The organism is Paenibacillus sp. ALJ109b (genome assembly GCF_010747435.1).
In the GTDB taxonomy this organism is placed as follows: domain Bacteria; phylum Bacillota; class Bacilli; order Paenibacillales; family Paenibacillaceae; genus Paenibacillus; species Paenibacillus taichungensis.
Genome location: NZ_JAAIFP010000008.1, coordinates 133,916 through 149,206, shown reverse-complemented (window position 1 = coordinate 149,206; position 15,291 = coordinate 133,916). Strand labels below are relative to the sequence as shown.

Genomic DNA, 15,291 nt, shown 5'->3' with positions numbered 1-15,291 from the left:
TCACTCCGATCCATTCAATGATTGAGATATCGCAGCAGCAATCTGCAGAGCTTCCTTGCCTGTACCAATCTTGTACCCGGAGGCCGAGTATCGGATTTGATCCTGATTATCCAACACGAACAGATGCGGATAGCCCGCTTCGTGAGCGGCAGGTTTCGAAATGAAACCGGACAAGGCCGCATAGCTTGAATCCCGTACAAAAATCGTACGTACCGGCAGCTTCGGATAAGCCCCAGAGTCAAAGGAGGCGTTCCATTCTGTATCTCCGATCACCAGCACGATTGGCACGCCCAGCCTATCCAACGGCTCAGCCAGCTCACACAGCTCACGAATCAGATGTTTGGTCGGTTCCCTTTCTGGTTCAATCCACGCAGCAATGGCCCCCTCTGATCCCAGAAGGTCCTTCAGTGCCACCTCTGAACCATCCAAACGAGTCAGTTCATTGCCGGTTGCCAGTTTACCCAGCACAGGGATGTCTACCACCGTCTCGCGATAAGTCAGTACTACCTCCGTGGTTTCTCCAGCGCGAACGATGAAGTAAATGAAGCGGACTCTTACCGTTCCATCTTTCAGACGGATGCCGGTCGTTAAGCGATAAGCTCCAGGTTCAACCTCAAATGGATCGCTATAGATGTCAGTGTGACCATATGGATAAATCAACGTTTTGTACACGCCATCCTCCAGACGGGCCAACGAGAAATTCTCCGCATAGGATGCTGACGGCGCATCCTCCCGAGCCTCTGAATCCTTGAGAAGTTGCAGCATTCCCCAGCTTGAGCTCTCCTGATTTCGAGAAGAGGTGAGACTGAACACCGCATCCTCCCAGCCTTTGTCACTAAGATACTGCGGTTTCTGCTCGCTCGGATGCAATCGGGCCGGAATGCCCAAACTGCGGCACACAGCGACAAACAGAATATCGAGCGACTGTGGATCTCCCTTCATCAGGCTGTACGTACCTACAGGGTTTCCCTTGCCTTTCAGGTTAGGGAGATCCTCATAATACGAATAGCTCTGTTCCAGATTGAATGCAAGCATCGAAGGATCTTCCCTGAACGCCGCTGCTTCTTCCTCGGAATAAGCATCCTGGAATACGGATCGATAAGGCACCACCATTTCATAGGAGACCCTCGGGCACAGGATGTACTTCACAAAAGTCTCTTCTGCCCATTGTCCACGCTGCGAAAGTGAACCTATAAGATGATCGTCCAGTGTCAGCCGAAAAGTATCGATCAAGTCTTTTTCGTTCATCGACTCCAGCAACTGTAGGGGCCACTCACCAAATTCACCGGAACGTTCCTCTAGGAAAGCAGCGATTTCGCGGCTGTTGCCCCGTGCCTTCTGTAGAATATCCCGTACTCGCTCCGGAGGCAGTCCAGTTGTATGAGCCAATGCAAATGCATCTTCCTCACTCAGGAATGTATCCTCATATCCACTCCGAATCTTCGTACCTTCCTCCAGGCGGCGGGTGTGAGCCCGGATCTTCTCTTCCGGTAACGAAGCCGCTACTTCTCCCTCCCCTTCCGGAGGAGGAACCATATCAAAATCCACGATCCCTGATGGCTGCTCTGAGGAATCCAACACGAGCTCAACATAATCGCCGTCCTGAGCTTTGAATAGAATTTCACCCCACTTGCCACCACTAACCGCACGAATCACTAGGTCGCCATGACCTGTCTTAAAGGAAGCATCTCCTTGTGCATCAGTCTTGATTTCGGCGATGGGATAAAATTCAGCACTATTGTACAGCTCAAAGCGGATACTCGCTTCAGGCACGGGCGCACCCTGCTCATTTATTACCCTCACGCAGATGGTATGCGCTGGCGCATAGTTCTCCAGTAAGTTGATCTCCGTATATCCCTTCTCGGAGAGTGTTATATCCTCCGGTCCCGGATAGTCGGCAAATATCCTCGTATTAATCAGCATGGCCCTGCGGGCTGGTGGACTGAACCACCCTTGATTCAATCCCGCTTCCGGCTCGCATGCCCCAATGTAATACCACTGGCCGTCCGCCCAGGCTTCTACCCAAGCATGATTGCTGTCACAGTGAGCCCAGCGTGGTGTGTAGACCTGACGGGCAGGTATGCCGATGCTACGAAGAGCGGCTACCGCCAGCGTGGATTCTTCTCCACAACGGCCGCGGGCATTCCGAATCATCGTCAGCGGCGATATCGTTCGCAGATCGCTGCCAATATAAGTCGCTTTTTCATGACACCAGTAATTGGTCTCCAGAATGGCATCCGCCATGGATAACTTCGCTGTCCGGTCGGCCAACTCGTCAAAGATAATGCCACGGAAATCTTCAATATTCTCTGTATTGATTCGATAGGGGAGCACAAAATGCAGAAACAGATGATCTGGTACGCGTTCCCCCCAAGGCACACGCTTGCGAATGTCCAGTGCCCGACGCACATGACTGAGGAACAGTTCCCCATCATAATCAGCCAGGTCGTTCACCGGCATGTAGGCATACACATATTTCAAAGCCCATGCCTCTTCTTCAGTTAATGGCTGCTGAAACACATGAAACAGTTTATCTTTGCGGGCATCCGCAAAGTTTAACTTCTCCTGGAACTTCTGCTCGATCCGCTCCAAGGACTGTGCATCCATCGAAAACACCAAGGTTTGGCTGGTCATCGCTAGCTCACTCCTTCCACAGCTTTCCGTCTTCCCGAATACAGATTAAGGTAGTGCCGTCCGAGGAAGGCGTACTAATCTGAAATAGGCTACGGGTCGTTTCAATTACAGGCTGGCAAATCAATGTTTCCTCACCCATTAGTAACTTCACATCCTGTGTAAATTCACCATGGGCTTCAAAATAATTGCGTTCACGGTAGTAGAGTCTACGAAGCTCCCATTTGATTCGTTCGTCTTCTGGCAGCTCAAAGGACTGATCCGTTCCGTCATCCGAAAATACGACATATCCCCATAGCTCCGGATAATGCATGTTGATAATACCCATGGGCGACCAGACCCAGTTGTCCTCCGGATAAGGTTTGCCTGTATCCGGATTCACCACCTTGCGGTACTCACCATCCTGCACCTCAGTCTGCCATTCCACCCGCGAGAAGTTGACACGCCAGAACTCACCCGGTGCAGGAGGACGGTTGCCTTCTGCACATTCCTTTAGGCTGGTCCAGGGAATCGCGACCTCGACGCTCCATTTTCGGTTATCGGCGCCAGGTGTGTTCAGCTCCCCATCGATATGTACGGCTGTCTTAAGACCGCTGATATCCCAACCGTTGACCGGAGGTCCACCATCCCGATATGGCTTCACCAATAACAGGTCCCATACCGTATTCAGCGCATTGATCTCGAACTCATAATATTGATGGGTATCCCCGTCGGGATCGATAAAAATCTCAAAATCATTGTCATAGAAAATAACAGAATCCCGCTCGGTCAACGTAGCCCATATCTGATCTTCAATCAGTTCGGCAGCAAAGTAGAAATAGTCGTCATCCCACAGCATTTTTACCCGAGTCTGTTTTCCTGGTTTCGGACGAAGATCCCCTTCGATATCAACGAAATCATCCGTCCAATGAGCTGCTTCCCAGAATGCCTTATCTACGCGGCCGTCCAGCATCAGCGGTTCCTGCGCACGCTTGCATATATAATGTTTGGGAGCATACTCAATCTTCGGCTCAGGTACTCCACTTTGGTTCATATCGCTCTCTCTCCGCTTCATGAGGGAGGGCATGCATCTATAAGTGCATGCCCTCCCGTAATGTTAGTTATGGGTAACAACGGCTCCTGAACCGCCGTACATTTCCAGTTCCTCGTCGAATTCGAGCTTAAGAACCGTCACCTGCTCATGTGTGTCCTCCGGAGTCATTTTGATCCACGTTGTCCCCGGGATATTGAACCAAGGCACACCCCCATGAATCTCATGGTTAAGTTCTTTGCCCGAATGTAGCACAGTAATCTTCTTGATCTTATTGCATAGTCCCTTGATGCATACATTCTCTTTTGGATCGTCATAAACAAACAGATACAATGTCTTTCTGTCCTCGGATACAGTGCTTCCCCCCAGATAATAGCGAGGCATAATACCTTCGCCCGTTCCGAAGACGGCCTCTTCATGGGTTCGGATCCAAGCTCCCAGTCCAAGCAGAATATCCTCCTGCCTCTTATCAATGGTGCCATCCTCGCGCGGACCGATATCCAGCAGCATGTTGCCCCCCATCGAAATACAATCACAGAACATCCGAATGATCTGATTTAACGATTTGTATTTATGGTCTGTTGGCACATAGCCCCATGATGTGTTGATCGTGGTGCAGAACTCCCATGGTCCCTCTGGTCTTGTAATCGGAATGCCTTGCTCTGGCGTTTTATAATCCCCATAACCTTGAAGGCGGGAGTTAATGATGACATCCGGGTTAAAAGATTGCAGGTAATGCTTGAACTCCGGGAGATTCCACTGCTCGGCGCTCCGCTCCCAGTCCCCATCGAACCACAGCAGATCCACCTTTCCGTAATTCGTCATGATCTCCCGCAGCTGGTCGTTATTGAACTCAAGGAATTTCTTCCATTTCTCCTGATCCTGAGCACCATCCACAGGGCTTGAATGCCGATTGACACTGCTGAGATCCTCCGGTACCTTTCCACCTTCAAACACGCTAGGATAATCCGGGTGCGACCAATCAATCAGCGAAAAGTACATCCCCAGATGTATGCCCTTCTCCCGAATTGCTTCCGCATATTCCCTCACGAGATCCCGATTCGCTGGTGTCTGCTTAACGACATTGAGGTCACTATACTGCGTATCCCACAGAGCAACACCGTCATGATGCTTCGTTGTCAGCACGGCGTATCGGGCTCCGGATTTCTCAATCAAGTCCGCCCACTTCTCCGCATTAAACTTCGATGCCGTAAAGCCGTCCAGCTGCTTCATGTACTCTTCGTAGGAGATCCTTCCATTATAGAAGGACCACGATTCCGAAACCCCGTCCACAGCATAGATGCCATAGTGGATGAATATTCCCAGCTTTGCCTCTTCAAACCATTTCTGCATCCTTGTTCACACCTCTTTCTGGAGTCCTTGTTCTTATTGGCCTGTGTTCCAGCGATCGTACGCCCCTTGATACAGTTCAACGATACGGTCGCTGCCCATTTTTTTGATCTGTGCAATATACTTATCCCAGTTCTCAAGCGGCTCTTGGCCTGTTACGAACTTCGCTTCCATCTGCTTGACGTACGTATCCAGATCAGATAATAAAGCGGTCGCTTCGCTTTGCTCTTCATTTGTTAAATAAACGTTAGGGAATGGTGATTTTCCGATAGGCACCAACTTCTCTTGATTCTGCTGGTCAAGCCATTCATCAAATTCGGTGCGAAGACCTTTTGCTATATCCGGATCATTAATACCCGGTGTCAAAATGCCATAGTTCGGCGTGATTTTACCGCGATATTCCTCACGATCCCCGCCGCCAGGAACAGGCAGCCACTCTTTTACGAGATTTTCCTTGTCTTTGAATTTCCACAGCAGACCTTCAGGACCTTGATTGAACAGGGTCGCCCCATCATAGCTGTACATATAATCGATCCAACGCATAGTTGCCTCAGGGGACGGGTTGCTGCTCGTAATAGCAAAGGTTCCACGTGCCGATATGCCCGGGTGTTTACCGTATACAGGTGAGTCTGCGATCTCACTCTTCACTGGTGTCATCAGCGGATGTTTCGTGCTAGGCTCGCCGCCGAGTGTGAAGTATGGATGGTAGTCATTGAACAGCGCAAGCTTGTTGCTTTCGCCTTTTGCTTTTTTCTGATCGCCGGTTTGGGAGAAGGTCTCATGATCCAGCAAATCTTCTTTCCACAAGCGGTTCATGAACGTCAGATAACCTTTGTAGCCTTCTTCTTGATAAGGATAGTGAACTTTTCCGTCCTTATCCGCATAGATTCCTTCGTTGTACATTCCCCAGAATCCGAAGAAGTACATACGAAGATCGTCCAGTTTTACAGAAGTAAGCGGAATTTCATCTTGTTGTCCGTTGCCGTTAGGGTCTTCTTCCTTAACACGCTTCAGGTACGTATATAATTCTTCCGTCGTCTTAGGTTCTTCTACATTAAGTGCTTTTAGGAATTCCCCGTTATACCACATCGGGCCTCTGTACCACACGGCAGCCGTATCGATAAATGGCAGTGCATACATATGTCCGTCAGGCGTTGTAAATGATTTGCGAACATCCGGGTTTTCGTCGAGAATCTTCTTAATATTCGGTGCATAGCCCTCATCAATGTATTTTTCCAGTGGAATCAGAATGCCTTGAGTTCCATAAGTAACCTGCTCAGCTGGCTTGAGATCCGCAGCATAGAACATATCCGGTAAGTCGCCGCTTGCGAATACCAAGTTCTTCTTTGTTTCAAAGCTGTCGATCGGCGAAAGCTGGTACTCCAGCTTGATGCCTGACAATTTCTCCATCTCTTGCAGGACTGGCATCGTGTTCCAGTCGGCTACGCCCGCATCCTGGGACATGACCTTTAACGTAAGTGGTTTGTCCACAATCGGGAATCCTTCTTTTTTGACCCCTTCGACAGTTGAAGTCGCAGAACCTCCATCTTCATTGGAACCACAAGCTGCTAGCAATGCTGCTGATAGGGTAAGGCAGAGTACAATGGATGAAGCCTTGCGAAGCTTTTTCATGACGACAACTCCCCTTTTTTAGTGTGGATTATGGTTTAAGATCATCCCTTAACGGAACCGATCATAACACCCTGCACAAAGTAACGCTGAAGGAATGGATAAATCGCAATCACAGGTAAGGTTGAAACAATAATGACAGCATATTTGACCAGCGCAGCAATTTCCGCTTTGGAATTCATCGCCGTTGCTGAAGAGGTATCGATAGCTCCCCCGCCCTGCGCTGCCATCTCCTGAAGTACCAGGATTTGGCGAAGGAATAGCTGCAGCGGATACTTCGAGGAATCATTTAGATAGATCATGGCACTGAAATAGCTGTTCCAGTGTCCGACGCCGTAGAAGAGCGCCATCACGGCAATGATTGGCATGGAAAGCGGAAGCACAATTCGGATGAACAACCGGGTGTTGGTACACCCGTCGATATGGGCCGCTTCCTGCAGCTCCTTCGGTATGGTCGATTGGAAAAACGTACGGCATACGATAATATTCCAGATGGATGCAGCTCCCGGCAGAATTAGCGCCCAAATGCTGTTCACCATACCAAGATCCTTAACCAGCAAGTAGCTCGGGACAAGTCCTCCGCTGAAGAACATCGTTACCATAAACATAGCCATGAAGAATCCACGTCCCGCAAAATCAGAGCGGCTGAGCGCGTAGGCTGCCGGAAGAGTGACCATGAGGTTGACGAGTGTACCTAAGACGGTATAGATGATCGTATTTTTGTAGCCAATCCAGATGTTGGTGTTCTCAAATACGCGGGCATAACCTTCAAACGTAATTCCTTTAGGCAGCAACCACATCTCACCGGAGCTTACAAATTTGGGATCACTGATTGAGGCGCTAATGATGTATAACAGCGGGTAAAGCACAATTACGAGCGCTATCGTCAGATAGATGTAGTTGCACCATAAGAACACTTTATCGCTTCTGCTTTCCTTAACCGCGGTTGACATGTGTTTCCCCTCCTTTTACCACAAACTGTTTTCACTGGTGCGACGTGCTATTTGGTTCACCGTAATCAGCAGAATCGCATTAACTACCGAATTGAACAATCCTACGGCTGTGGAGAAACTGTACTGCGCATCGACCAGACCGGACCGATAGACAAATGTCGAGATGACATCGGATGAACCCATGTTCAACGGATTTTGCAGCAGCAAGATTTTCTCGAATCCAACACCCAGAATACTGCCCATATTCAGAATTAACAAAATGGTGATCGTAGGGATGATCGCTGGAATGTTAATATGCAGAATCCGTTTAAACCGGCTCGCACCGTCCACCACAGCTGCTTCATGCAGTTGCGGGTCCACACCCGAGAGAGCTGCGAGGTATATAATGGTACCCCAGCCTGCACTTTGCCAGACACCCGAGAGTACGTACACCGTCTTGAACCAAGCAGGGTCCGTCAGAAATTGAGGGGCCTGAAATCCAAGAGCCTCCACCAAATTGACAATCATGCCTGACGAAGGTGACAAGAAGGTAATGATCATACCCGACATGACAACGACCGAAATAAAATGCGGTGCATACGTGACCGTCTGTACGGTACGTTTGAAGAAGGAGTCCTTTACTTCATTGAAGGCTAACGCCAGAATGATCGGCAGCGGAAAACCTATAGCCAGCTCATACAAGCTGATACTGAGGGTATTCCATAACAAATCCCAGAAATAATACGAATTAAAGAAGCGGATAAAATGATCGAACCCAACCCACGGGCTTCCCGTAACACCAAGCGTCGGGATAAAGTTTTTGAATGCGATTTGTATGCCGTACATCGGCCCGTAATGAAAAATCAGAAAGTATAGAAATGCTGGCGCGATAAACAGATACAACTCCCAGTTTCGAATCATCCTTCTCCATAATTTATTTTTCTTGCTGTTCGGAATCGTGTACACCGATAGGTTTTGCGACAAGGCGGACTTCCCTTCTGGCTGCATCAGTTGTTTCCTCCTTTTCTAAATGAAAATCCGTCCGTTTTGTAAGAAGAGCGAAACACTCCTGTTCAAATGTAAGGAATGAGTCCCGGACCACATTTCTATCATGCGAGACCTTGTTTCCCTCGCAATTTGGTAACGCTTACATACTGAGTTTATGGATCATTTCCGAATCCGTAAATATGCTATTTCGATCTTCACTCTTAAAAACACGAAAAGTACTGTTAAAACAGGGGTTTAGGCATTTGGTTCCAGCTTGTCATTGTCATTTTGGAGGCATAAAACATGTGGAATTTGACCCATTTTCCTCTTGAAGTTGTCGTTTGGAATAGCTTCGCATGAACTTGAGAGGTGTCAGATCTGAATGAAAGTTGAGAAACAGACCTTAAAGTCAAAACCCACATATGTTCAGGAAAGAGGTATTCCATGTGTGTAGGTCGCATTCTGGATTCACATCGGTCATACAGGTCGCAAGGTCTTAGCAAGGTCGTCTTCGCATCGACATCTTGAATGTAATAGAAGTTCCTCTTCATTGCTACTGTGTTTCGACCTCCTTCTCATGCATTGGTCCTTACAATGTCTTTCCGGTCTGCTCTCGTAATGGGCGAGGTGTACCTTTTTCTCTTGATGCTTAGAAAAAGTAATAAGGATAGATTTAATTCAATCACATAAATGTAATATTATCTATCATATATTTACCACTTGCATCAAGCTCCCTTACGGCTTGGCTTTATTCTATGAGTTTCTTCCCCGCTCGGTAAATATGTCGTTTTTATCCTTGACTACAATGCACACAAACGTAGATAAACACTGGGTATATCCAGTCATATATGTTGATTTTGCACATGACATGGAGAGCTGGAATGAATGATAATTTTCGGATCAGGCCAGAAAAAAAGCCGCTCCGTTAACACGAAGCAGCTTTATCACCTATATAGATATTGATTTACATCTTATAAATGACAATTTTAATGTCATCTAACATTACACAATTTAACTTAATCCTACTTTCCCAATCACCTATGAGTCATAAAATATAACATGCATAAATAGAATTATTACATTTCAGTCGGACTACTCAAGATTCGGACTGAAAGACAGCCCCTCTCCCTACGCAAATTCTTCATATCGATCGTCGGTTTCAGAAAGAAATCAAAAAAAAGCGCGCTCCGATCAAGGATCGAAGCACGCTGGCAGGGCTTGATTATTTTCCAGAAGGCTGTGCTTCTGCAGTGTATCCTGTTGGAATGTCTGTCTCTGCGGTTACATCGGTAATCACCATTGGATACATCATGTCCGGGTCAGGTTGGATAATGGTATACAGCACAATGGCACGTCCATCCTTCTCCAGTTTCACATCTTCAATCTTCAACCCATAGCCAGGATGAGGCATTTGCGCGGTCAGTTTGACTTTTACCGTCTTGTCATCCACTTTGGTTGATGTCACGGTAGGCACAATCCCTTGTTGGCCTTCGCCTGGATTCGTTGGAGTCGGTTCTGTCGATCCGCCATTGCCGTGCTTATCTACAAATTCAAGTGCATTGAAGATCATGCTTGCAGCCTCCATACGGGTAAGCGACTGATCTGGACGGAAGTTTCCGTCCTTATCCAGTTCAATGATGTCCATGTTCAGCAGGTTCTGGACCGCAGATTTGGCGTCCTTACCGATTTTATTTTCGTCCTTAATATCATTATACAGCATGATCACCGGATATTCTCCGGTTGTATTAATCCCTTCAAGGAGCAAAATAGCAAACTGCTCACGCGTCATTTTGGCCTGTGGATTCAACTCCACCGGAATGGACAGACCATTCTGTGTTGCAGCCTGAACGGCATCGGCGTACCAGGTCGTTGGACTAATTTTATTTTGTGCCGAGGCGGCAGCGTATTCATTTTTCAGACCAAAAGCGTTCACGATCAGTTGAACACCTTGTGGCTCGGACAATGCGAGATCTGGACGAAACAGATCCGCCGTTACTCCATTAACAACACCCTTGGCATGTAACGAGTCCACAATCGTTTTTTGTCCTTCATCTTTTACATCCGAAAATGCAAGTACCGATGCACCTCCTGCCGTCAAAGACACGCAGAGCGCAAGCGTTGCAGCCAATCCTTTTTTATGTTTCATTTCTTGGCACCTCCATATTTAGTAAACCCAATTTTTGACCTCTTCAATCCTACAGACGGGAGACTCTCCTGAAATGTTTCAGTAAATTCAACATCTGGTGAATAAATGACGGAAATACTGCATATATCCCTTACTCTGCGGGCGCTGATCTGCTTTCTTTCCATTATGCTTGCTTGCTTCGTTGACATCCTTACCGATTAGCGCAAAAATAAGAATAGAGAATTCTATCGAATGACGGATAAACAGCAAACCGGATCGCATAAAGTAAGAGGGCACGACGCGCTATTATCAGGTGTCGGCCCTTTTCTTGACTCCGATTCCAAACCAACTTTTACCCTGAACAAAGGAGAACAAATCTTATGTCCAAGAAAGGATTACTACGAGGCTATGTCATTGCCAACTGGCCCGTATATCTGTTCGCTGTACTACTGATTATTGCCTCCAATGTGGGTCAGGCGTCCTTGCCCCGAATTCTGGGCAGCTTCACGGATCAACTCATGCAGAACACCCTTCAGATGAATACGGTCATCCGGTACAGTCTTTCGCTTTTGGCTATAGCCATCGCTTATAATCTGTTATTCGGTACCGGGCAATTCATGATCATGAAGCTTGGACGCCGCTTCGAATTCATGACACGTGAGCGCATTTTCGGCAAGTTTTCGGAGATGAGCGAGTACTATTTTTCCAAACAGGGAAATGGGAAACTGCTCAGTTACGTCATGAATGATGTCACCTCTGTACGTGAAGCCATCTCCAACGGCGTCACCATGATGACCAATGCAACATTTCTATTATTATCTTGCATCGTGATGATGCTGCTCAGCGGAATCCCGATGAGACTTATTCTGATCAGTATTGTGCCTTTGCTGGCCATTCCCTTTCTGGTCGTTTTTTTCGGTCCGCGAATTCGCAAGCGCTCTCGTGATGTGCAGGATGCTCTTGCAACGATGACGGAATCCGCAGAGGAACAGCTGGGTGGTATTCGTGTAACCAAAACATTTGCCATTGAAGACAGCGCCCGTGAACGATTTGGATTCACAGTAGATGCAATCAAAAGCAAACAGCTGCGGCTTGTTCGTCTGTCCTCTCTATTTCAGGCCTTGCTACCGCTGCTGGGCGCCATTTCATTGGTTGTCTCCCTGCTTGTTGGCGGAATTTTGACGATGCAGAACTCCATTACACTCGGAAGTTTTGTTGCATTGACGTTATATTTGCGGATCATCATGGGACCGCTTCAACAAATCGGTAATGTGATCAATACCATGCAGCGTTCTGGAGCATCACTGGAGCGGGTAAATGATCTGTTGACGGAAGTGCCTGACGTGCGCGAGCTTCCCAATGCGACCAGTCTCAAAGCCGTGAACGACATTACGATAGAGAATCTGTCCTTTTCCTATCCCGGCAGTTTATCCCCTGCGCTCAAAAACATCAGTCTGAATATCCAGGCAGGACGAACCGTGGGCATTGTAGGCAAAACAGGTTCTGGTAAAAGTACCTTTGTGAAGCTATTGCTGCGTACATATGAGCCGCCTGAAGGCACGATCCGTATTAACGGAACCGACATCCGGCAGCTGTCGCTGGAAAGTCTGCGATCCCGTATTGCCTATGTACCGCAGGATGGATTCCTGTTCAGTACAACCATTCGGGACAACATCGCTTTTAGCGACCGTGAGGTTCCGCTGGATACAGTAGAGCACAGTGCACGACAAGCGATGATATACGAGAACATTATCCGGTTCCCTGATCGGTTCGATACCCTGCTGGGTGAGCGCGGACTTACGTTGTCCGGTGGGCAGCGTCAGCGTACCAGTCTGGCACGGGGTTTGATCAAAAAAGCGCAGGTGCTCATTCTAGATGACAGTATGAGTGCTGTGGATGCCGTCACTGAAAGTGGCATTTTACGCAGCCTTCGTGAGATCGGCAGAGGAAAAACAACGCTGATTATCTCCCACCGGATTAGTGCGGTCCGTCATGCCGACGAAATTATCGTTCTGGATGAAGGCCGAATCGCTGAACAGGGAACTCATGCAGGTCTGATGGCCGCAAAAGGGTTATATGCTGCAACCTATCGTTTGCAGGAGGAGGGATTACATCATGACTGACCGTAACGCTGAAGTTCGTTCAGATGCCGGAGCACAAGCACCGTCAGGGCATGGGTCCGGTTCCGATGCAGGCGCAGACCAGAGTAAGCGCACTTCCTTCAAAGCGATGATGTCCTACGCCAAACCCCATAAATGGGCCTTTGCAGGTATTTTCCTCTGTTCGCTGCTCGGCATCTCCGCCGATTTGCTTCAGCCTTATCTGGTGAAGATCGCGATCGATGATCATCTGGCCATCGGCCAGACTAGTGTGGGTTTTCTTGTCCAGTTGGCAGCTATCTTTTTGGGGCTGGCTGTAATCAGCTTTATTTTCACCTATGTACAAAACAATCTGCTGCAACATGTCGGTCAGAACATCGTCTCTCGCATTCGTAAAGACCTGTTCAAGCATATCTCCAAAATGTCGATGTCTTTCTTCGATCGCTTCCATATCGGCAGTCTGGTGACGAATGTATCCAGTGATACGGAAACGATCAGCAGTTTCTTCACTCAAGTACTGCTTAGTCTCATCCGGGATGGCATGATGCTGGTGCTCATTATCGTCTTTATGTTCCAGCTCGATCCGGTACTCGCAGGATACTCTCTCATCGTGTTGCCTGTGATCGCCATCGTTGCTGTATTATTTCGGAGCCAACTGCGCAGGGCTTATCAGAATGCCCGAACTCGTCTCTCCCGTTTGATTGCATTCACGGCAGAGAACCTGTCCGGCATGTTTTTGATCCAGGCATTCCATCAGGAAGAAGAGCAGAAGAAAAGATTCACGGAACAGAACCAACTTCACCTGAAGGCCAATATCACACAAGCCCGTTCCAATGTTATATTCAACCGGACGTTTGATATCCTTGGCAATGCGGCGCTCGTTATGATGGTTTGGCTTGGAGGACGTGCCGTGCTGGGTGAATCACTGCAGGTAGGTGTGCTCTATGCGTTTATCAGTTACATCCGTCAGTTCTTCCAGCCAATTAACCAGATCACCATGCAGTGGAACACATTCCAGTCGACAACTGTATCCATGGATCGAATCTGGAACATTCTGAGTACTCGTCCGGAAGTCGCTGACCCCAAACCCGGGACTGCCTCCACACTTGAACCACGGAACGTGATGGGACAGATTGATTTTAATGATGTTTCGTTCGGCTATCGGGCAGATCGCCCCCTGATTCAGCATATGAATCTGCATCTCTATCCAGGTGAGATGGTGGGCATTGTAGGCACTACAGGAGCTGGCAAAAGTACGTTGATCTCCCTGCTCAATCGCTTTTACGATGTGAATCAGGGCAGCATTGAAATCGATGGAGTAGACATTCGCCATTTCCCACAGGCCAATCTTCATCGGATCGTTGGTCTGATCCAGCAGGAACCATTCCTCTTCTCGGGCTCCATCATTGACAATGTACGAATGTTCCGCGAGGATATTACGAGAGAGCAGGCTATTCAGGCCTGCCGATTCGTCGGAGCACATGCCATGATTTCACGTTTGCCGCAAGGGTATGATACACGTCTTTCCGAACGCGGAAGCGGTCTGTCCGCCGGAGAACGTCAACTGATATCGTTTGCCCGAATCGTGGTCTTTCAACCCCGAGTGCTCATCCTGGATGAAGCAACCGCGAATCTGGATTCGCATACCGAACAATTGGTACAACAGGCGCTGGAATCCGTCTCTCAGGGAAGAACAACGATTGTTATTGCACATCGTTTATCTACAGTCATGCATGCAGATCGGATTCTCGTTATGGAGAATGGTGAGATTGTCGAGGAAGGCTCACACCAGAAGTTGATCGATGCTGAAGGGGTATATGCTGATCTTTACACCCATGCGCGTGAAGCCGGTAATGATTCAGCTATTTCTGGCTAGCTTATCGAACCAAATGGGTTAAATAACGTTGAACGTGCCGCTCTGCGATGCAGGCGGCATGTTTGATATATTTTCTGGGAAATGATGTTAAGGAGGCGTATTTATGAAACCTGAATTATATAAATCATCAGAGTCGAAGCTTGAGCATCGACAGATTGGCTATCGCCGTTTCACGGCTATATGGAAAGGAGCAATATGTCTTCTGCTCTTGCTGTTATGTATCACCCTGTTATGGATCATCTATGACGATCATGCTGGACAACTGGAGACATTGTATTATTCCATCGCAGCCATTCTTGGCATGTGGTTTATCGGGCCTTTATTTTTTATGTTTCTATCCCGCGCAATCGCGAGTTCTCCTGTGTTATTATCCTGGAATGATGAAGGACTTCATACCCTTAAACGGACCATTCCCTGGAATGAGATTCGTAAAATTGAGCTTGGCTCTCCCGCCTTCAGCAAATGGATATTGTCTGCTTCCCCCATGATTGCCCTGTATTTGAAAGACGGCACCCGGCGTCATATCCAGACCGATCATTTGCTAACCAAAAAAGAGCTCAATCGATCAGTTGGCCTTCTGCAGGAGACGCTCCGAGAGAAACAGCAACAGGACATCTGAAATCCAGCTCGCA

The 15,291-nt window shown here is 48.0% G+C and carries 10 protein-coding genes; 3 read left to right on the top strand and 7 right to left on the bottom strand.

Going from position 1 to position 15,291, the window contains the following annotated elements:
- From G3352_RS10355 to G3352_RS10325, 7 genes are all read right to left on the bottom strand, one after another.
- Positions 1-2,634, bottom strand: coding sequence for a transglutaminase domain-containing protein (locus G3352_RS10355; protein ID WP_163756219.1), 2,634 nt, complete (start codon positions 2,632-2,634; stop codon positions 1-3).
- Between the two features lie 7 nt (positions 2,635-2,641).
- Positions 2,642-3,664: a carbohydrate-binding family 9-like protein gene (locus tag G3352_RS10350; RefSeq protein WP_163756218.1), complete on the bottom strand. Its 1,023-nt coding sequence runs from the start codon at positions 3,662-3,664 to the stop codon at positions 2,642-2,644.
- A gap of 63 nt (positions 3,665-3,727) precedes the next feature.
- Positions 3,728-5,014, bottom strand: coding sequence for an alpha-L-fucosidase (locus tag G3352_RS10345; protein ID WP_163756215.1), 1,287 nt, complete (start codon positions 5,012-5,014; stop codon positions 3,728-3,730).
- A 33-nt stretch (positions 5,015-5,047) separates the two neighbouring features.
- The gene (locus G3352_RS10340; RefSeq protein WP_109997973.1) at positions 5,048-6,643 is read right to left on the bottom strand and encodes an extracellular solute-binding protein; all 1,596 of its coding nucleotides are present in this window, start codon (positions 6,641-6,643) and stop codon (positions 5,048-5,050) included.
- Between the two features lie 41 nt (positions 6,644-6,684).
- Complete coding sequence (locus G3352_RS10335; protein ID WP_076290184.1) at positions 6,685-7,593, bottom strand: carbohydrate ABC transporter permease; 909 nt, start codon at positions 7,591-7,593, stop codon at positions 6,685-6,687.
- A gap of 15 nt (positions 7,594-7,608) precedes the next feature.
- Positions 7,609-8,580, bottom strand: coding sequence for an ABC transporter permease (locus tag G3352_RS10330; RefSeq protein WP_076290185.1), 972 nt, complete (start codon positions 8,578-8,580; stop codon positions 7,609-7,611).
- A 1,201-nt stretch (positions 8,581-9,781) separates the two neighbouring features.
- Entirely contained in the window at positions 9,782-10,705 is a 924-nt protein-coding gene (locus tag G3352_RS10325) for an S-layer homology domain-containing protein (RefSeq protein ID WP_090997860.1), read from the bottom strand.
- A gap of 359 nt (positions 10,706-11,064) precedes the next feature.
- Here G3352_RS10325 and G3352_RS10320 point away from each other — a divergent pair, with 359 nt between their 5' ends.
- The 3 genes from G3352_RS10320 to G3352_RS10310 all read left to right on the top strand — a co-directional run bounded on the left by G3352_RS10320 (position 11,065) and on the right by G3352_RS10310 (position 15,278).
- On the top strand, positions 11,065-12,807 hold the full coding sequence (locus G3352_RS10320; protein WP_163756213.1) for an ABC transporter ATP-binding protein: 1,743 nt from the start codon (positions 11,065-11,067) through the stop codon (positions 12,805-12,807).
- 106 nt (positions 12,808-12,913) lie between these two features.
- Complete coding sequence (locus G3352_RS10315; RefSeq protein WP_163756777.1) at positions 12,914-14,659, top strand: ABC transporter ATP-binding protein; 1,746 nt, start codon at positions 12,914-12,916, stop codon at positions 14,657-14,659.
- A gap of 103 nt (positions 14,660-14,762) precedes the next feature.
- Positions 14,763-15,278: a hypothetical protein gene (locus G3352_RS10310; protein ID WP_163756211.1), complete on the top strand. Its 516-nt coding sequence runs from the start codon at positions 14,763-14,765 to the stop codon at positions 15,276-15,278.
- Positions 15,279-15,291 lie beyond the last annotated feature (13 nt).

Coding starts and splice junctions, on each gene's coding strand:
- G3352_RS10355 (WP_163756219.1), bottom strand. CDS start 2,634: ATGACCAGCCAAACCTTGGTGTTTTCGATGGATGCACAGTCCTTGGAG.
- G3352_RS10350 (WP_163756218.1), bottom strand. CDS start 3,664: ATGAACCAAAGTGGAGTACCTGAGCCGAAGATTGAGTATGCTCCCAAA.
- G3352_RS10345 (WP_163756215.1), bottom strand. CDS start 5,014: ATGCAGAAATGGTTTGAAGAGGCAAAGCTGGGAATATTCATCCACTAT.
- G3352_RS10340 (WP_109997973.1), bottom strand. CDS start 6,643: ATGAAAAAGCTTCGCAAGGCTTCATCCATTGTACTCTGCCTTACCCTA.
- G3352_RS10335 (WP_076290184.1), bottom strand. CDS start 7,593: ATGTCAACCGCGGTTAAGGAAAGCAGAAGCGATAAAGTGTTCTTATGG.
- G3352_RS10330 (WP_076290185.1), bottom strand. CDS start 8,580: ATGCAGCCAGAAGGGAAGTCCGCCTTGTCGCAAAACCTATCGGTGTAC.
- G3352_RS10325 (WP_090997860.1), bottom strand. CDS start 10,705: ATGAAACATAAAAAAGGATTGGCTGCAACGCTTGCGCTCTGCGTGTCT.
- G3352_RS10320 (WP_163756213.1), top strand. CDS start 11,065: ATGTCCAAGAAAGGATTACTACGAGGCTATGTCATTGCCAACTGGCCC.
- G3352_RS10315 (WP_163756777.1), top strand. CDS start 12,914: ATGATGTCCTACGCCAAACCCCATAAATGGGCCTTTGCAGGTATTTTC.
- G3352_RS10310 (WP_163756211.1), top strand. CDS start 14,763: ATGAAACCTGAATTATATAAATCATCAGAGTCGAAGCTTGAGCATCGA.